Annotated in this window: 22 protein-coding genes and 1 pseudogene; 13 read left to right on the top strand and 10 right to left on the bottom strand. The window is 64.7% G+C overall.

Annotation, left to right across the window (positions count from 1 at the left end):
* The coding region (locus EOA28_RS07055; RefSeq protein WP_128314748.1) for an MFS transporter at nt 1-1202 on the bottom strand (1202 nt) is incomplete at its 3' end.
* Nucleotides 1203-1464: 262 nt separating this feature from the next.
* Here EOA28_RS07055 and EOA28_RS07050 point away from each other — a divergent pair.
* Nucleotides 1465-1884 carry a VOC family protein gene (locus EOA28_RS07050; protein WP_127251010.1) on the top strand — a complete coding sequence of 140 codons (420 nt, stop codon included), beginning with the start codon at nt 1465-1467 and terminating at the stop codon, nt 1882-1884.
* Here the strand turns inward: EOA28_RS07050 and EOA28_RS07045 are convergent.
* The 3 genes from EOA28_RS07045 to EOA28_RS07035 form a co-directional block, all read right to left on the bottom strand.
* Nucleotides 1874-3403: a winged helix-turn-helix domain-containing protein gene (locus EOA28_RS07045; RefSeq protein WP_127251009.1), complete on the bottom strand. Its 1530-nt coding sequence runs from the start codon at nt 3401-3403 to the stop codon at nt 1874-1876. The two genes, EOA28_RS07050 and EOA28_RS07045, sit on opposite strands and share 11 nt — an antisense overlap.
* A gap of 63 nt (nt 3404-3466) precedes the next feature.
* Nucleotides 3467-3697 carry a hypothetical protein gene (locus tag EOA28_RS07040; RefSeq protein WP_127251008.1) on the bottom strand — a complete coding sequence of 77 codons (231 nt, stop codon included), beginning with the start codon at nt 3695-3697 and terminating at the stop codon, nt 3467-3469.
* Between the two features lie 107 nt (nt 3698-3804).
* A complete protein-coding gene (locus tag EOA28_RS07035) occupies nt 3805-4059 on the bottom strand; it encodes a DUF1127 domain-containing protein (protein ID WP_127251007.1) in 255 nt (84 codons plus the stop codon).
* A gap of 168 nt (nt 4060-4227) precedes the next feature.
* Between EOA28_RS07035 and EOA28_RS07030 the strand changes: the two genes are divergently transcribed.
* Nucleotides 4228-5652 carry a LuxR C-terminal-related transcriptional regulator gene (locus EOA28_RS07030; protein ID WP_127251006.1) on the top strand — a complete coding sequence of 475 codons (1425 nt, stop codon included), beginning with the start codon at nt 4228-4230 and terminating at the stop codon, nt 5650-5652.
* Here EOA28_RS07030 and EOA28_RS07025 read toward each other — a convergent pair.
* The gene (locus EOA28_RS07025) at nt 5649-6242 is read right to left on the bottom strand and encodes a DUF922 domain-containing protein (RefSeq protein ID WP_127251005.1); all 594 of its coding nucleotides are present in this window, start codon (nt 6240-6242) and stop codon (nt 5649-5651) included. The two genes, EOA28_RS07030 and EOA28_RS07025, sit on opposite strands and share 4 nt — an antisense overlap.
* A gap of 191 nt (nt 6243-6433) precedes the next feature.
* On the opposite strand from EOA28_RS07025, the gene EOA28_RS07020 reads away from it, so the two are divergent.
* Both EOA28_RS07020 and EOA28_RS07015 read left to right on the top strand, forming a co-directional pair.
* Nucleotides 6434-6667: a hypothetical protein gene (locus EOA28_RS07020; protein WP_127251004.1), complete on the top strand. Its 234-nt coding sequence runs from the start codon at nt 6434-6436 to the stop codon at nt 6665-6667.
* A gap of 97 nt (nt 6668-6764) precedes the next feature.
* Nucleotides 6765-6968 (top strand): KTSC domain-containing protein, encoded by a 204-nt coding sequence (locus EOA28_RS07015; RefSeq protein WP_126061481.1) that lies wholly within the window; start codon nt 6765-6767, stop codon nt 6966-6968.
* Between the two features lie 178 nt (nt 6969-7146).
* Here the strand turns inward: EOA28_RS07015 and EOA28_RS07010 are convergent, their stop codons facing one another.
* Nucleotides 7147-7332, bottom strand: coding sequence for a DUF3606 domain-containing protein (locus tag EOA28_RS07010; RefSeq protein WP_042642958.1), 186 nt, complete (start codon nt 7330-7332; stop codon nt 7147-7149).
* Between the two features lie 122 nt (nt 7333-7454).
* Here EOA28_RS07010 and EOA28_RS07005 point away from each other — a divergent pair, with 122 nt between their 5' ends.
* Together EOA28_RS07005 and EOA28_RS07000 are read left to right on the top strand one after the other, a co-directional pair.
* Nucleotides 7455-8321 carry an RNA ligase family protein gene (locus EOA28_RS07005; RefSeq protein WP_126083331.1) on the top strand — a complete coding sequence of 289 codons (867 nt, stop codon included), beginning with the start codon at nt 7455-7457 and terminating at the stop codon, nt 8319-8321.
* A 14-nt stretch (nt 8322-8335) separates the two neighbouring features.
* Nucleotides 8336-8557, top strand: coding sequence for a hypothetical protein (locus EOA28_RS07000; protein WP_127251003.1), 222 nt, complete (start codon nt 8336-8338; stop codon nt 8555-8557).
* Between the two features lie 167 nt (nt 8558-8724).
* On the opposite strand, the gene EOA28_RS06995 is transcribed toward EOA28_RS07000, so the two are convergent.
* Nucleotides 8725-9084 carry a helix-turn-helix transcriptional regulator gene (locus tag EOA28_RS06995; RefSeq protein ID WP_127251015.1) on the bottom strand — a complete coding sequence of 120 codons (360 nt, stop codon included), beginning with the start codon at nt 9082-9084 and terminating at the stop codon, nt 8725-8727.
* Between the two features lie 971 nt (nt 9085-10055).
* On the opposite strand from EOA28_RS06995, the gene EOA28_RS38685 reads away from it, so the two are divergent.
* From EOA28_RS38685 to EOA28_RS06980, 3 genes are all read left to right on the top strand, one after another.
* Nucleotides 10056-10220, top strand: a complete 165-nt coding sequence (locus EOA28_RS38685; protein WP_189341959.1) for a hypothetical protein — start codon at nt 10056-10058, stop codon at nt 10218-10220.
* A gap of 169 nt (nt 10221-10389) precedes the next feature.
* Complete coding sequence (locus EOA28_RS06990) at nt 10390-11487, top strand: NAD(P)/FAD-dependent oxidoreductase (protein WP_127251002.1); 1098 nt, start codon at nt 10390-10392, stop codon at nt 11485-11487.
* 293 nt (nt 11488-11780) lie between these two features.
* The gene (locus tag EOA28_RS06980) at nt 11781-12410 is read left to right on the top strand and encodes a glutathione S-transferase family protein (RefSeq protein ID WP_126083329.1); all 630 of its coding nucleotides are present in this window, start codon (nt 11781-11783) and stop codon (nt 12408-12410) included.
* 70 nt (nt 12411-12480) lie between these two features.
* Here the strand turns inward: EOA28_RS06980 and EOA28_RS06975 are convergent, their stop codons facing one another.
* From EOA28_RS06975 to EOA28_RS06965, 3 genes are all read right to left on the bottom strand, one after another.
* Entirely contained in the window at nt 12481-13482 is a 1002-nt protein-coding gene (locus tag EOA28_RS06975; RefSeq protein WP_127251001.1) for an aldo/keto reductase, read from the bottom strand.
* A gap of 316 nt (nt 13483-13798) precedes the next feature.
* Entirely contained in the window at nt 13799-14221 is a 423-nt protein-coding gene (locus EOA28_RS06970) for a BA14K family protein (protein WP_127251000.1), read from the bottom strand.
* A 43-nt stretch (nt 14222-14264) separates the two neighbouring features.
* Nucleotides 14265-14687 (bottom strand): EF-hand domain-containing protein, encoded by a 423-nt coding sequence (locus EOA28_RS06965; protein ID WP_127250999.1) that lies wholly within the window; start codon nt 14685-14687, stop codon nt 14265-14267.
* Nucleotides 14688-14918: 231 nt separating this feature from the next.
* On the opposite strand from EOA28_RS06965, the gene EOA28_RS06960 reads away from it, so the two are divergent.
* The 4 genes and pseudogenes from EOA28_RS06960 to EOA28_RS06945 form a co-directional block, all read left to right on the top strand.
* Nucleotides 14919-15353 (top strand): EF-hand domain-containing protein, encoded by a 435-nt coding sequence (locus tag EOA28_RS06960; protein WP_127250998.1) that lies wholly within the window; start codon nt 14919-14921, stop codon nt 15351-15353.
* A gap of 28 nt (nt 15354-15381) precedes the next feature.
* On the top strand, nt 15382-15765 hold the full coding sequence (locus EOA28_RS06955; RefSeq protein ID WP_127250997.1) for a hypothetical protein: 384 nt from the start codon (nt 15382-15384) through the stop codon (nt 15763-15765).
* Nucleotides 15766-15868: 103 nt separating this feature from the next.
* On the top strand, nt 15869-16453 hold the full coding sequence (locus tag EOA28_RS06950; RefSeq protein ID WP_245484157.1) for a sigma-70 family RNA polymerase sigma factor: 585 nt from the start codon (nt 15869-15871) through the stop codon (nt 16451-16453).
* Nucleotides 16450-16709, top strand: a pseudogene (locus EOA28_RS06945) (hypothetical protein); the annotation flags it as partial. The gene EOA28_RS06950 and the pseudogene EOA28_RS06945, both read left to right, overlap by 4 nt.

Raw genomic sequence — 16709 nt, 5'->3', positions numbered from 1 at the left:
ATCTGCAGCTTCTGCCGGCTTGGCTGCGGCGGGAAGGCGATGGCGATGCCGGCGGCGCCCAGGCCGATCAGCGCGGAGCCGATGAACATCCAGTGGTAGCTGGCGGTGGCGTCGTAGATCATGCCGCCGGCAAGCGGCCCGAGCGACATGCCGAGGCTGGACAGCAGCGTCGCCGCGCCAAGCACCGTGCCGATGATGCGCAGGCCGAAATATTCGCGCGCCAGCACCGCGTAGAGCGGCATCACGCCGCCATAGGTGGCGCCGAAGATGACGGCCAGGAGGTAGAACTGCTCGATCCGGCCGACGGCGAGATACGCGGCGATCACCAGCCCCTGGATCGCGAGCCCGGCGACCAACACCGGTTTCACGCCCAGCCGGTCGCCGAGCACGCCGTAGAGCACGCGTCCGCCAAGGCCGGCCAGGCCCTCGACGCTGTAGATCGACACGGCCGCCATCGGCGCGATACCGCAGGACATGGCATAGCTCACCATGTGGAAGATCGGGCCCGAATGCGCCGCGCAACATGCGAAGAAGGTGAGCCCCAGCACGATGAATTGCGGCGAGCGCAGCGCCTGGCCGACGCTCATGCCGGGATCGTCGGCGGCGGGTGCCGGCGTGCCGTCGCTTGCCGCGGCCGCCGCCGGCGGCTGGCGCACCAGCAAGACGGCGGGCAAAAGCAGCACCCAGGCCATGACGCCGATATCGAACATGGCGGTGCGCCAGTCATAGGCGGTGATCAGCCAGCGCGCGAAGGGCGAGATGGTCATCGGCGCCACGCCCATGCCGGCCGAGACCAGCGACACGGCAAGGCTTCGGTTGGTGTCGAACCAGGCTGTGGTGAGCGCGATCATCGGCGCGAAGAAGGCGCTGGCCGCAAGGCCGACAATGATGCCGTAGCTGAGCTGGAAGACGATGAGCGAATTGGCGCGGCTCGCCACCACCAGCGACAGGCCGAGCAGCACGGCGCCCGCAAGCACCACGGGCCGCGCGCCGACCCGGTCATAGATCGCGCCCCAGGCGAAACCGCCGAGGCCCATGACGAGGAAGTTCAAGGTCATGGCGCTGGAGATGCCGGTGCGCGACCAGTTGGTGTCGAGCGACATCGGCTCCAGAAAGATCGCCAGCGAGAACATGGCGCCGAGCGCCACGCAGGTCATCAGCGCGCCGGCCGCGACGATGACCCAACGATAGGAATGGTTCATGGTTCTTCTCCATGCCGTAAGGCATCCTGTTTGATGCGGCACGGTTTTTCCAGTCCACCGGGCCGTTTGCGTCCAAAGGACGCCGGAGCGGGAACCGATCCTACAAATCCGGTTGCATTTTTTATCTGGTTTTTTGGGCGTGTCGTTATTTGGCGTCTACGCTCCGCCGCCGGCCTTTCAGTGTCAGCAGCCTGCGGCGCTCCACATTGACCGCGTTGCAGGCCCTTCTAGATTGAGCCGCAGCAACCAGCAGGAGCACCCCATGGAACTCTATCGCGGCCGGCTCATCGACCACATCCAGCTCGTGGTGCGCGACCTTGCGGCCAGCCGGCGTTTCTACGGCGCCCTGTTCGAGGTGCTGGGCATACCGATCGGCGGCGAGGCGCAGGACTATTTCTGGGCCGACGAATTGTTCGTCTCCAGCGCCGACAGCCGCGCCGCGCTCGGCGTGCTGACCGGCCGCCATCATCTCGCCTTCCAGGCGAAGGACCGAGCTATGGTCGATGCCTTTTACCAGGCCGGGCTCGCGGCCGGCGGCAAGGACAATGGCGCGCCGGGCGAGCGCCATTACCATCCCGGCTACTATGCCTGCTTCCTGCTCGACCCCGACGGCAACAACATCGAGGCAGTGTTCCACGGCGAGGCCAGGCGAAGCGCCGCGGCGGTGGAGATCAGCTTCTAGCGAGCGGCGTGCCGTCCCAGCCTGCCAGCTCGAGCCCCCCACGTATTCTCTCGCGGTCCTCGGATCGCTCCATGCGCGTTTCCTCGACGATTTTCGCGATTGTCAGACCCGGCTCCAGGGCGCGTCCTTCACGCACGCAAGCCAGCGCCTTCCCGGCGTCACCGCCCAGGGCGTAGCACGTTGCCAGTCTCGCCCATTGCCAGGCGCTCTTGCGGGGCAGGCAAGAGAAAGAGGCGGCCGCTTCGCGGTAGCGGCCGAGGATCAGCAGGGCTTCGCCCCGGTCGTAATAATACCAGGTCGGATGCATCGGATTGAGCTGGATGGCCTTGTCGAGCAGGGCCAGCCCGGCCTCGCCGTCGCCACGCAGCGCCCGGAAGAAGCCGGTTTGGGCGAGCGTGTCTGCATCGTAGGGATTGAGATCCAGCGCGCGGGCGAAGTGCTTCTCGACCGCGTCGTATTCGTCGCGGCCGCGATAGAGAAGCGTCAGCGCCAGCATGCGGTGGCAGCGCGCCTCGTCCGGGCTGAGCGCGATCGCATGCAGCGCCCGGTCGCGCGCCTGGTCGAGCACGGCGCGCGGCGCGTCGTTATAGCCGCCGATAATCACTTCGGCGAGGGCCAAATAGGCATGCGCCAGCCCTGATTGGGGATCGACCTCGATCGCCTTGAGGAAATGCGTGCGAGCCGCCTGGTTGACCCCTTCGCCATAGCTGCGCAGCAATTCCTTGCCGCGCAGGAAATGCAGATAGGCTTCGACATTGGCGGCGGGCGCGGGCAGGCCGCGCCGCATCACCGCGCTTTCGATGTTGGCGACCAGCGCCGTCACGATCCGCTGCGCTACCATCGTCTGGAAAGCGAAGATATCGGCCGTGGCAAAAGTGAAGCTCTGCGACCAGACGCGCCGGCCAGATGCCGTCTCGGTCAGAACCACGCGAGCGCTGTATTCCGCCCCGGCGGTTTCGACACGGCCTTCGGCGATATAGTCCGCGCCGAGCCGCTCCGCCGTCGCCCGGATGTCCTCGCGCGAATGCTCTGCCAGGGCGAAGGCGGAATGGCGCGCCAGCACGGCGACGGTCTTGAAGTATGAAAGCGCGTTGGTGATTTCCTCGACGGCACCGTCGAACAATGCCTTGGCGGTGGCGTCGGCGGGGTCCACATCAAACGGCAGCACCGCCACCGTAGGCTCCGCCCGCGCCGCGGATGCCGCCGGTGGCTGCGTGGCCTCGGTCTCGGGAAGCTGGAAAAGGTAGCCCCGGCGCGGCACGGTGCGGATCAGCGCCTGCGCCTCGTCGCCAATCGATTTGCGCGCGTCGCGGATCGATTGCGTGAGCGAGTCCTCGGTGACGATGATGCCCGGCCAGACCGCCTGCAACAGCTCGTCCTTGCTCAGCACCCGTCCGGGATTGCGCGTCAGGAAGGCGAGCAGTTCCAGGGTTTTTGGCCTGACGGGCACAATCTCGCCGTCGCGCCGGAGCGTACCCCGGTCAAGATCGAGAACAGCGCCGCCAATCCGTAGCGCCAAGCCCTTGCCCCATCGACACGCCTGATTGCGCGGGGTTCATTGGGAGGGCAAATCCCGGCAAGGTCAAGCCCGAAACATGCCGAGCAGGCCAAGCCACGAACGGCGGCGCGCGGCGTTCGGCTCGACGCGAGCCTCGCCAGGCGCGGTCTCGTTGGGCGGCAGCAGGTATAGCCAGGCCAGCATCTCGTTGGCCTCGCCGCAGCAGGGTCCCGCGATGCCCGCGGAAAGCATGCTCAGCGCTTCACCCCGCGACAGCGACGTCGGTGCAAATGATACGTCAGTCCTCGCATGCATGATCGACCTCCGTGGCTGGCGTCATGTGCTGCCATGAACGCCATCATCGTCCCGAGGGCGTCCGTTTGTCCTGAAACAATCCTGATTTTTCGCTGAATCCGTCCGGCCTAGCGGCGCCACAAGGGCTTGGCGAGTTCGTCGCGCACCTGGTCCATCGTCAGGCCGATATCGCCGATGAGATGCGGCGTCTCGCGCGCCCTGATCGCAAGCTCGTGACGAAACCGCGCCCGCTCGCCCCATGCCGACAGCAGGTCGAACAGGCCGGGCCGCTGCTCGGCCGCGTGGGCGTCCGTCAGCGGTTCGCTGAGATCGAGCCGCACGGCGTCACGGAATTCGGATATGGTGTCGAGCATCGTTTTCATGGTCGGCTCCCTCGTTTGAACGCTGCCCCATGGACAAGGGCATGCGGGGAGGCTGAACCTTCGCCATGCGCCGAACCATCGGCCGCATGCAGTGTTTTGGGTCCTGCATTTGTAGTATTTTGATGGTTCTACGGTTGATCGCATCTATGCCCGCTGGCAGGACAAGCCATGAACCGCATCGTGACGACCTCGGAGGCGTTGTCGGACCGCGAGCGCGCGGTGGCGGAGAGGTTCGCCGCCGGCATGACCTATCGCGAGATCGGCGAGGCGCTGTTCATCGCGCCGTCCACCGTGCGCACCCATCTCGCGGCGATCTATGAAAAGCTAGGCGTGCGCAGCAAGGTCGCGCTCGCCATGCATATCAACGCCATCGCAGCCGCGCCGGCCATGTCGCCGAACGGGCCCGAAGCTTCGCCGATGCTGGCGATATTCCCTATCGAATGCCTGAGTGCCGACGAGCAATGGCGCCGTTTTGCCGACGGCTTGTCGTCGGACATTACCGTCGATCTTGCGCGCTACGCGGACCTGCCGGTCGTTGCCTTCCACACCATGAAGGCCCTTGGCAGCAGGCCGGCCGATTTCGCCGCCGACGGCAAGGCGTTGGGTGCTGCCTATATCCTGTCTGGTCAATTGCGAGCGGACGGCCGACGGGTAAGGCTTACGATGGAACTCGCCGACGCACAGACCGGCGTCAGCCTCTGGAGCGAGCGCTTCGACCGGCCCGTGGAGGACATCTTTGCGCTGCAGGACAGCTTGACCGAAAGCGTCATCAACGTGCTCGCCGGCTGTTTCGGAACGATCGCCACGGTCGGCCGCAATGCGATCCGCCGCAAGCCGCCGGCTAGCCTGCGCGCCTACGACTGCTATCTGTTGGGCGTCGAGCAGCACAACACCTTCAGCCGCAGCGGCAACAGGGAAGCCATCAGGCTGTTTTCACGCGCGCTCGATCTTGACCCGACACTGGTCAGGGCCTGGACCGAACTTGCCTACGCCTATTCGATTGAGGCCTGCAACGGCTTCGGCGACGATCTGAACGCCTCGATCGCCAAATGGCGCTGGGCGGCCGAGAATGCCCTGCGGCTCGACCCGAGCGACAGCACTGCGCACAACTGCTTCGGCGATCTCATGGGCTGCCTCGGCGATCTGGAGGCAGCTGAAAGAGCGCACCGGCGCGCCTTCGAATGTGGGTCCAATCATGCCGACACACTGGCGCTGCTTGCCGGCAGCAAGGCGCTGGTCGCCGGCGATCCGGCCGAAGCGATCCTGCTCATCGAGCGCGCCATGCGCCTCAACCCGCTTGCCCCGCCATGGTATTTCGGCATGCAGGGGCGCGTCCTGTTCACGGCCGGCCGGTACCGGGAAGCCATAGCCGCGCTGCGACGGAGCACGCCGGATTCTCCGCACGTGCTGATATTTCTGATGCTCGCCCATGCGAGGGAGGGCGAGGGGGCCGAGGCGGCCGCCATCGCGGGCAGGTTGCGCACGGAATTTCCAGGCTTCTCGGTGGACGGTTTCATTGCGGGCTATCCCGTCACCAATCCGGACGCCGTGCGCGCTATCCGCGACGCGGCGAAGCTGGTGGCGATCCGTTAGCCGCCGCCCAGAAACGCCGCGATCAGCTTCAGCATGTTGCCGTCCTGCCCGAACTCCTTCGTGTCGAAGTCGCGGCTGCCTTGTCGCTGCGCCCTGGAGAGCTGGTCCAGATAGGCCGTCAGTTCGGCCCTGACCTTCTTGCAGCCGGGATCGTTCTCGGCGGTGAGGCCGGTGCTGAAGGCGACGATCTTGTCGACCATGTCGACGATTCCGGCGCCGTGCACCTTTTCATGCGCGATCAGGCCGGCCGCGAACCTGTCCCAGCGCGCCTGCAGGGCGGGGTCCAGCTTTCCGGCCGGCTTCGGCAGCGTGTAGGTGATGATCAGCTTCGGCCGCGCCGACTTCAGCACGCAGGCGCTGCCTTGCGGCTGGTAGTCGCGCTGCCAGGTCAGCTTGAAGAACGTGTGCGCGATGACGCGACGCCCGCCGCCGGCCGCGCCGACCAGCGGGCCCTTCTCGCCGATCGACAGATAGAGCTGCTCCGCGCTTTGCCCGGAGACGGCATAGGTCTCGATCCTCTCGATGGGCTTCCAGTCCGCCCGCGCAGGGGAGGCAAGGAGCAAGGCGCAAAGCAGGATGGCGAATTTCATGAGGGACTCGATGGGATTCCGTGCGTTAGGTGCATAGCGGTTGTCTCGTGCGAGATCAAAGCGCGCGGGCAATCCGTCCTTTGAGGAAGGAGACTACGAGACGCCGCGCCGGAACCCGCTCCGCCCGTCATCCGTTTCCTTGGCCAATCATCTTCCGTGGCCAATCATCCCAACCGATGGGGGAGGACAAGATGACCCGCAACGAGATCATTTCCGTGCTTGGACCGGTCGACGAGGCCGTTATTGCCGACATCGCGCTCACCGGCGCAAGCCTCGAGGAGCTGCGCGAGGCCTTCGCCTGGATCGGCGCCGACGAGGCGCTGGTGAATGAGGGCCATGCCATGCCTGGCGCCCGCGTGGCGAGACTGATCGAGATCCTCGAACCGCCGGAGGACGAGCCCGAGGCGCCGCGCGCGGCGGACTAGGGCGCCGGCGCTTCATGGGGAGGCGTTATAGATTCCCATCCCTGAAACAAAAGCCGCGTTCCCGGCGTTTGCGAATGCAAACTCGCAAGGTGCGCCATTGCCATCCACCTCGATCAAGAAAACCGAGTACGATCCGACCAGCAGGATCCTCTCTGTGTGGTTCGTGGCCAGCGGCAAGCGCTACGACTTTGAGGGCGTGCCGCCGGAGACTTACGCCGCGTTCCGGTCGGCCTTTGTCAAAGGCCGCTTTTTCAACGACCATATCCGCGGTCATTTCCGGTATCGCCGCGTTACCGATTAGCTGTCCAGTTCAAGCGGCTCATGCTCATCCTGGAACTGGTGCCACATAACCTGTCTGATGTCTTTGCAGTCGACGACCTGGCCGCACGTCTCGCAGCGATAGAAGTCCGAATTCCGAATGGAGCCCGGCGGGCGGTGCACCGTCACCCCTTTCGGCGGACCCAGCTCGGAAAGCCTCGTCATCCTCGAAGCTTCCTCGCCTCGCGCTCCAACGTCTTTCGGTCGTTGCCGTGCTCGCCGATCAGTTCACGCACCTGCTCGGGCGTGATGCGATGCTGTTTGGCGAAGTAGCGAACCTCGTAATCCTCATTCGCCGAAACTCGGTCGCGGTCCCTGAAATCGCGCTTGGTCTTGTCGTCTGCCATAGCCGTTCCTCCTGGTGAGAGAGAACAGAGTTCCGCACCGAATGTTCCCATTAGCTGCAGCTAACGGAACTGAAACGACCCTGCGCTATTGAATCAAACTTGAGTGATGCGTTGGGGCTCTCATGCGTAAGCCGGTTCGGCTGTCCTTCATTCGCCCGATGGAGCCTGAGCTTGTCGAGCAACCGCCAAAGGCAGACGGTTGGAGCCATGAGGTGAAATTCGACGGCTACAGATCGCAGATCATCAGGGACGATGAAGGCGTCCGTGTGTTCACAAAGTCGGGCATTGATTGGACCGCGAAGTACAAGTCGATCGCCAAGGAAGCCGAGACCCTGGAGGCAGAGAGCTTCATTATCGAAGGCGAGATGATTGTGCTCAACGAAAAAGGCCTGTCCGACTTCCATGCGCTGCGGTCGGCCATCACACAGCGGCCTCAGGCTCTCTATTTCGTCACATTCGACCTCCTGCATCTGAATGGCCATGACTTGCGCGACATGGCCCTGAAAGATCGCAGGGAGGTGCTGCAAGCGCTTATCCCGGCAGGTGGGCATATCCAGTTCTCGGAGGCTCTGCCGGGCACTGGCGACGCCGTTTACCACCTCGCGTGCGAGGCCAACCTGGAAGGCATCGTTTCGAAGCGCCTCGACAGTGTCTATCGCTCCGGCGCGACCATGAACTGGCGGAAAATCAAGTGCTACGTCGAAGCCGAAATGGACATCATTGGCGTGCAGCGTGAGGCGGGGAAGCCTGCCATGGTGCTGATGGCCGACAAGGGCCGGTACATGGGCGGTGCGTTTGTGACCTTCAAAGCCGACAAACGACAGGCTCTCTGGGATCGCGTGCAGGGCAAAGTTGGTGCTCCGCCTCCAAAGGGATTGGCAAAGCAGAAGGCGGAGTGGCTGAAGCCGGGCCTGGTCGGACGGGTGAAGTTCCTCAAGGGCGAGGAGACGTTGCGTCATGCCTCACTGAAGGATTTTCGCGAAAAGTAGGTGGAGTTACTGCGATGCCAGTTCGCCAGAAGGCGCAGGACGCCGGAATTTTCGAGCCTGCTCAATTGGAGTTCGTGGCAAGGGTGTTCGACCGGCTGAAAACTGAGGAGCAGACTGCCGATGAACGTGAGGCCCTGGCGTCACGAATCCTCGCCAACTTCATGGCCGGCATCGAGGATGAGGAAGAGCTTGTTTCGCTGTCACGGCTGGCTCTGGGTCGCTCACACATGTTCTAAGCGGCATCACGGTCGTTGCCTCATTAGTCGGGGTAGCTGTTGCTGCCAAGCTACAGCCCTTTACATGAGATTCCATTAGAAAAGGCTTGTGCGGGGTTTCCTGGGTTTCGGGCGGACCATCCGGGGAAAGGGGCGCACAGCAGTTTGAGGGAAGATGACCCGTCGGCTTAGGTCGGCGGGTTTTTCTTTCGAGCGACGGCTCTCATTTGAGATCGCACCTCAGATCGGTCGCGAGTCAAGGAGCGGTCCGCCAGCCGTCGGCGCCACGTTCTGTTGTCGGCGGTGATCTGGCCTTTCGGATCTACTATCGAAGCGCGCCCATCCGGCGCAAAGACAATTCCCCCAGCCTCCAAAGCCAGCCGCACAGCAAGCACACTGCCAGGTCGAGTGTTCTTTAGGCCGTTTTCGATTCCGCTGATCGTCGCTTCGCTGACGTTGGCCTTCGAAGCCAGGCGTACCCGCGACCAGTTCAAGAGGGCCCGGGCCAGTCTGACCTGTTCTGCGGAGAGTTCATGTCGGCTGTCCATAACTCTGGAACATTCAATCTCGCTAAAATGTTCCAGGCCGATTTTTGCAACGAAGCAGGTGGCAGCGCGGCTGCCAGGTTTTAACATTTGATGAAGACTTCAGTCTGAATGAGGTGGCGGCCGACGCCCTTCCTTCCGTTGGGAGTGGCTCCCTTTCCGTTCACGCCCTGGAGCGGCCCGACAGTTCCGCGTTGGGGTAGCGTTGGATGAACCGCCGGGCCTAGCCGACTCGGTGGGGAGCCGGTTGCAGCAGTGGGTATATTAGTGCGGCTGCATAAAGATCACGGTTGATGACTTTCCACCGTTTTTCGCCCATGGCACAGGGATGGACGTCCCTGCGCCGGGAGCGGCCCGGCAGGCTGACGGGGTAGGCCAGCGAACGCCGGGCCTAGCCGGCGGGGACTCGGAAACGAAACATGGCACCGGCTCGCTTTAATATACGCCTCTGCCGAGGGATCGGCACGCTGCCGTTGGTAGTAAGCCGGAATCGCTAAAGCATGTCTCCCGAAAGTGGGAATCGGTTTCGGGATAAAGACATGCGTAAAATCAAAAACCTAAAGCGCATGGAGCGAATCTGAAAGATCGCGACGCGCTTTAGGCCGGCGCTGGCGAGCATCGTGGCACGGCTATCGCCGCCATTCCACCGGCGAGGCGCACTTGCCGATAAGAGCGGCCCGGCGGTTCCGTTGGGTAGCGTTGATGGATGACCGCCGGGCCTAGCCGGCGCTGGGTTTCGGGTGGCGAACGCGGCGCCGGCTGGCGAAACACTACGCTCTTGCCGAAATAGTTGGCACGCATCCATAAGGACGAACGAGGGAGTAGACCAACGTCGTCCCATCTCGGGACCGAATTGCTGGCATCAATTTTGCGTCGGTCGAATTGCTGGCACAGCAAGGGATCTTTTCACATTGCGATTGTCTGCTCAGCCTGCGCGAAAGCCAGGATCACCGAAATGCATATACTCGGCGCCGTTGCAGATCGAGGATGTACAGATCGACGAGAACGGCGATGTGACCGTCTCGATTGTTACTGACGACATCTACTCGAAGAATTCCAAACAGCGCTATCAGATTACGCTGACCGAAGCCGAAATCTGCGTGCTCTCCCGCGGCGCCGAACGGCGCTTTCGAGTATGACGCTCGCGAATAAATCGCGATTTATGCATCTCTGCGGCGTTCATGCACGAAGATGAGGCGCCGGGCGCCCCGCTCCATCCCACGCGGTGGAGCATGGGTGCTTCTCCCTACTTGCCCCTCCAACCCCTCCCGTCATAGGTTTTGCCGCTTTGGCGGGAGGAAAAGCGTTTTGGAGACCAATGTCGTCATTGTCGGCGCCGGCCCTGCCGGGCTCGCTGTCGCGGCCTGCCTCAAACAGGCGGGCGTCGATTTCCTGATTCTCGAAAAGGCTGATGAGGTTGCGCCGTCCTGGCGGCGGCATTACCGGCGGCTGCATCTGCACACGGTGAAATCCTTCTCCTCGCTGCCTTTCGTGCCGTTCCCGAAACGCCATCCCCGCTACGTTCCGCGCGAAAAGGTGGTGGCCTATCTCGATTCCTATGCCGAGCGCTTCGGCCTTGAGCCGCGCTTCGGCGTCACGGTCAAATCCATCCGCCGCGAGGGCGAAAAATTCCTGGTCCAGACGGACGCCGGCGGGATCAGCGCCAGGAAGGTCGTCGTCGCCACCGGCAACAACGCCCAGCCGATCATGCCGGATTTCCCGGGCATCGAGGATTTCAAGGGCAAGGTGCTGCACAGCGCCGCCTACACCGAAGCGGCGCCCTATGCCGGCAAGGACGTGCTGATCGTCGGCATGGGCAATACTGGCGCGGAGATCGCGCTCGATCTGGCCGAAAGCGGCGCTCACCCCACCATCTCGGTGCGCAAGGGCGTCCACATCGTGCCGCGCCAGCTGTTCGGCGTGCCGATCCAGATGGTGGGCATCGCCAGCCGGACCATGCCGCAGGCGCTGAACGATTGGATGTTCCCCAAGATCCTCGACCGGGCGCTGGGCCGGCTGGAGCGATACGGCATCGTGCGGCCCAAGCAAGGCATCCTGCAAGGCATCGAGGCCGGCCGCATTCCGGTTATCGATATCGGCACCGTGGCGGCGATCAAGCAGGGTCGGATCGGCATCGCGCCGGACATCGCAAGCTTCACCGGAGACGGCGTGACATTCGTCGATGGCGTGGAGAAGAAATTCGACGCGGCCATTTTCGCCACCGGCTACCGTCCGGCCTATGACGCCTTCCTGCCGGCGCAGCTCAGACCGGACAAGAGCGGCGTCAACGCGCGGGCGAGCGAATTGGGCGTCTATCTCGTCGGCTTCTACAACCCCGTCACGGGTCTGCTGCGCGAGATCGGCATCGAGGCGCAGGCAGTGGCGAGGGATATTGCGGGGAGGTGAGGAGGTCGCGGCCAACATGATAGGCCGGGTTCCTTCGCCCCCCTCTCTGTCCTGCCGGACATCTTCCCCTCAAGGGGGGAGATTGGCAGCTTCCGACGGCCGTCTCCCTGCAGCGCTGGTGATTGGCGAAAGCATACATGACATATAATCTCCCCCCTTGAGGGGGAGATGCCCAGTAGGGCAGAGAGGGGGGCCTCGCCAAGACCTTTCTGTGTTTTGAGCCCCGCCACCTGAATCGGGTGGCGCATCGGACCACCTCATGCGAAGCCATTGCTGCCAATGAGGGATCGGCCATGCTCATGCTCTACGATTATCTCCCGTCGCAAAACGCCTGGAAGATCCGCGTCCTGCTCGGCCTGCTCGGCATCGCTTACGAAACCCGCATGGTCTCGATCTTCGAGGGCGAGAGCCGCACGGAGGCTTTCCTGAAGCTCAACCCGGCCGGCGCCGTTCCGGTGCTCGCCGTGGACAATGGCCAGGCGATCGCCGAGTCCAACGCAATCCTCACCCTCGTCGCCGAGGGCACGCCCTATTTGCCGACGGACCGGCTTGCCCGCGCCAAGGTCATGCAGTGGCTGTTCTTCGAGCAGTATTATGTCGAGCCGGTCATCGGCTCGCTGCGCTTCTGGAGCCTGACCGGCCGGCTGGAGCGCAACCAGGCGCTGGTTGCCGGCAAGCGCGAGGCGGGTGTGCGAGCGCTTGGCGCGCTGGAGCGCAGCCTGGCCGACACGCCTTTCCTGGTCGGCGATACGCTCACCATCGCCGACATCGCCGTCTATGCCTACAGCCACCGCGCTGAGGATTGCGGTTTCTCCCTCGCCGATTATCCGGCGGTAGAGGGCTGGGTGGAAAGAGTGGGCGAGGCGATCGGGCCCGGCTATCCGGTGCATCCCTACAGCATCGATCCGCATTCGGGCGGGTGAGGGCTGATTGCCAGCTGTCGGCGCCGAGTTCCTTCGCGCCGACGTTCAATAGTCCTCAGGACTTCGACCCCTACCGGTCCACCAGCGACATCGTGCGCTCGTTATACCTTGGCCCGGATACCTTGTCGGGCGTCAGCGCCATGTCGAGCCCCAGTATCTCGGTCGCGTCGAGCGTGATGTCCGCCGCCGCGACATTTTCTTCCAGATAGGTCCGCCGCTTGGTGCCGGGGATCGGCACGATGTCGATGCCGAAGTCCGGCCCCTTGGCGAGCAGCCAGGCGATCGCGATCTGGCCGGGCTTCACGCCTTTTGCCGCTGCAATGTCGCGCACCGCGGCGGCGGCCGCGACATTCAAGTCGAAATTCTCGCCCTGGTAGCGCGGGTCGCCGCGGCGGAAATCGCCCTGCGGATAGTCCTCCGCGCGCTTGACGTCGCCGGCCAGGAAACCGCGGCCGAGCGGCGCGAAGGGCACCAGGCCGATGCCCAACTCCTTCAGCGCCGGGATGATCTCGGGCTCGAGGTTGCGCTCCCAGAGCGAGTATTCGCTCTGCAGCGCCGAGACCGGATGCGCGGCATGCGCGCGGCGGATGTTGGCAATGCCCGCTTCCGACAGGCCGAAGAAGCGCACCTTGCCCTCGGCCACCAGCTCGCCGACCGCGCCCGCGACATCCTCCATCGGCACCGCGGGGTCGACGCGGTGCTGGTAAAGCAGATCGATGCGATCGGTAGCGAGCCGCTTGAGCGAAGCCTCCACCACCTCCCGTATATGGTCGGGCCGGCTGTCGGTGCCGGACTGCTTGCCGTCGACGATGCGGAAGCCGAACTTGGTCGCGATCGTCACCTGGTCGCGCCGGCCTTGCAGCGCGCGCCCAAGCAGTTCCTCGTTGACGAACGGCCCGTAGACCTCGGCCGTGTCGAGAAAGGTGCAGCCGAGCTCGATCGCCCGGTGGATCGTCGCGATCGACTCCGCCTCGTCGGCTGGGCCGTAGGCCTGGCTCATGCCCATGCAGCCGAGGCCGATGGCCGAGACTTCGAGCCCCTGGCTTCCGAGTTTGTGTTTGCCGAGGCTCATATGTCCTTGTCTCCCGCGAAAAATCAGCGCTCGCGAAAGTATAGGGCGGGGACAGGACACGTCCAGCGCCGAGCCGGCGGCGTTTGATCCAGGTCAAGGAAACCGCAGGGCGGCGCCGTATAGTCGGTCCGTCTTGGGAAGGACACAAGGCGGGCGGGTGGTTCCGGCCGACTCCACTCCCTCGGGGACTCACGGAACCACCCACACCGACGTTTGGTAATATCGGACAAAGACTGTAGCGCGTCGCCCGAACTCGTTTTCGGCGCGACGCGCTTTTTTATGCATCCAGAGTTCACGCCGCGCCGGTACGCCCGGCTCAACTATAAGGCGACAGGCACTGCTGGCGAGGGCCGCCATAGGGCTGGTAGCTGTTGTCCCAGGCGCGGTAGGAGCGGTAGCGGTCATAGCACCAGCGCACATGGGCGGCCGCCAGGCGCGCCGCTGGGGGCGGGGGTGGCGCGACCGTGGCGGCCGCCACGCCGGCCGCGAAGGCGGCGGCCGGGAACCAGTAGCCATTGTAGTAGCGGTAGCCGGGGCGCACGCGCCAATAGCCGCGGTAGCCGTTGTAGTAATAGACGCCGCCAACGACGTAGAAGCCGCGCCGGTACCAGACCGGCGTCGCCTGGCTGGTCACGGATGCCTGGCCGGGGGCGGGCACGATCGGAACGGCCTCGGCCGGCGAGGCCAGCATCGATGCGCCGAGCACCAGGCCGCAAAGGGCCGTCACTATCCATTTCATCGTCTCTCTCCTTTGTTGTGTGTCACCTGGGATCACGGGGGGATCACGGGCGCTTCAGCGCCCGCAGTTCGGAAATCGAAAGCGCGCCGTCGCCATCGGTGTCCGCCTGCAGCAGCCGGTCGGGAATGACGGCCGTGAATTCGTCGCGCGAGATTTTGCCGTCGCCGTTGCGGTCCATGCGGCTCGCCTCGGCATGCAGCCCCGCGAAACGCGCGGCCTGGACGTCGCGCTTCGCCTTGACCTGCTCCACGGCCGCGCGCACCTCGTCGGGGTCGAGCACGCCATTGTGGTTGGCGTCCAGCCGGTCGAACATCCGCGCCCGCGCTGCCTGGATCTCGCTGAATTCGAGCTTTCTGTCGCCATTGGTGTCGATGCGCCGGAACGCTTCCCGGGCGCCCTGGTCGGCGGCGAAGGCGCTGCAGCCGCACAGAAGCAGCCCGGCGAGGGCCGTCACAATCTTGGTCATCCGGGTCTCCGCTGTAATCGACGGCCCGCCGCGGACCGTCCTTGCAGCGCCTCCTACGCGCAAGTTCGACGGCTCCTACGCGCTGCCCGCGAATTTTTCGGAAAGTTCGATGCACGGGGCGCCGCGCCACGGCGGCCGGCAAAAAAATCCGGACGTCGGCGTAGGAGCACGAACCGGGCTGCGTATTGGCCGACAGTCGCCCCCGCGACGTGACAGTCGAAAGGACCAACCATGAAACACTCAGCAATCCTTGCGGGCCTGCTTCTCGGGCTCGCTCCGGTCTGCGCCGCCGCGGCGCAGGACATGCCCGGCCAGCGCATCCTGCAGCGCCTCGACACCAATGGCGACGGCGCGATCTCGAAGGACGAGATGCTCGCCGCCCGCGAACGTCTCTTCAAAAGGCTCGACCGCAATGGCGACGGCGTCGTCGACGAGAACGAGATCGAGACCGCCCGCCAGGCCATCGATGACCGCGCCCTGGCAGCCGAGGCCCGCCTCGGCAATCGTTGGCGGCGCATGGACAGGAATGGCGACGGCAAGGTCACCGAGGACGAATTCCAGGCCAGCACGCCGCTCTTCGATCTCGCCGACCGCAATGGCGACGGCAGGCTCTCCGCCGACGAGATCGCGGCCATTCGCAAGATCGTGGCCGCCCACGCCAACTGACCAACCTGCCTTCCAGAAAGGAAATGACATGCTTTCAACATTCAAACTTCCGCTGCTTTGCCTCGGCGCGATGGTTGTCTGGTCGGCCGCTTCCCCTGCCTCGGCCGAGGAGTGGACGCGCGAGACCGTGCATGGCGGCGAACTGAGCCGCAGCGTCGACCGGGACGGCAATATCTACACCGGCTCGACGACGCGCACCGGACCGAATGGCGGCACCTACACGTCGAACTCAACCTGCAAGGCCGGCGTTGTTGACCGCTGCTCCAGGAGCTATTCTGCCACCGGGCCGAATGGCAAGACCGTTTCAGGTCAGCGCTACAGCGCGGCCGGACCGTTTCGCGGCCGTTCGGTCGGCAGCTTCACGGGCCCGAACGGCAACACGGTTCACGGCTTCCGCCGTTGGCGCCGCTGACATCTGGTGGTGGACTTGACGTCGGAATTCGTTCTTCTCCCGAGCCGGATCGTCGCGGATTTCTCCCTCGCCGCCGGAGGCTCCTCGACCGGTGCCCGCCGCCGTGCGGGATGAAGCTGTCGGTGGCGATGAGGAGCTTCTGGCCCGCATCGCCGCGGGCAGCCAGGCGGCTTTGTCCGCGCTCATGGCCCGTCACGGCCGTGGGCTGCGCACATTCGCCACGCGCTATCTCGGTCATGCGGCCGATGCCGAGGACGTGGTGCAGGAGGTGTTCGTGACCGTCTGGAAACAGGCCGCGCGCTTCGATCCCGGCAGGGCGCGCGCCTCGACCTGGCTCTACCGGATCACGGCCAACCGCTGCATCGACCAGCGCCGGCGCCGCGCGCTGCGCAATTTCTTCGGCCTGGACGATGTCGCGGAGGAGCCGGCCGCGCTGGAAGCCAATGCCGAGACGGCGACGGCGGCCAGGCAGGAGCTGGCAATCGTGCGCGATGGCCTGTCGCGCCTGCCGGAGCGCCAGCGGATGGCGCTGCTTCTTAGGGCGGTGGGCGAGCTTGACATCGGTGCGATCGCCGAGGTGATGGGCGCCAGCGCCGGCTCGGTCGAACAGTTGCTCGTGCGCGGGCGCCGCGCGCTCAGGGATCATTTGGCAGATGCGGCCGCGGGCCGCGAAAGGAAGTCCTCATGACACGCGAGGAATTCGAGAACAACCGGCGCCGCTTCGGCGACGACATCGATGCCTGGCCGGCGCCCTTGAGAGGGCCCGCCCTGGCATTCATGGCGCTTGACGGCGATGCCGGCGCCGACGCGGCGCTCGACAGGCTCGTGCGGCTGGCCGCGCTGATCGAGGGCGACGATCGCGCCTTGGCGCGCAAGGTGCTGGCGCGCATCGATCGCGGCGCGGCGCGTCCTTCGCTGCTGCCGCGCCGCGATCGATGCGCGCC

The sequence above is a fragment of the Mesorhizobium sp. M2A.F.Ca.ET.067.02.1.1 genome, from assembly GCF_004023285.1.
In the GTDB taxonomy this organism is placed as follows: Bacteria; Pseudomonadota; Alphaproteobacteria; order Rhizobiales; family Rhizobiaceae; genus Mesorhizobium.
This window is presented reverse-complemented; position numbering and strand designations above follow the sequence as displayed.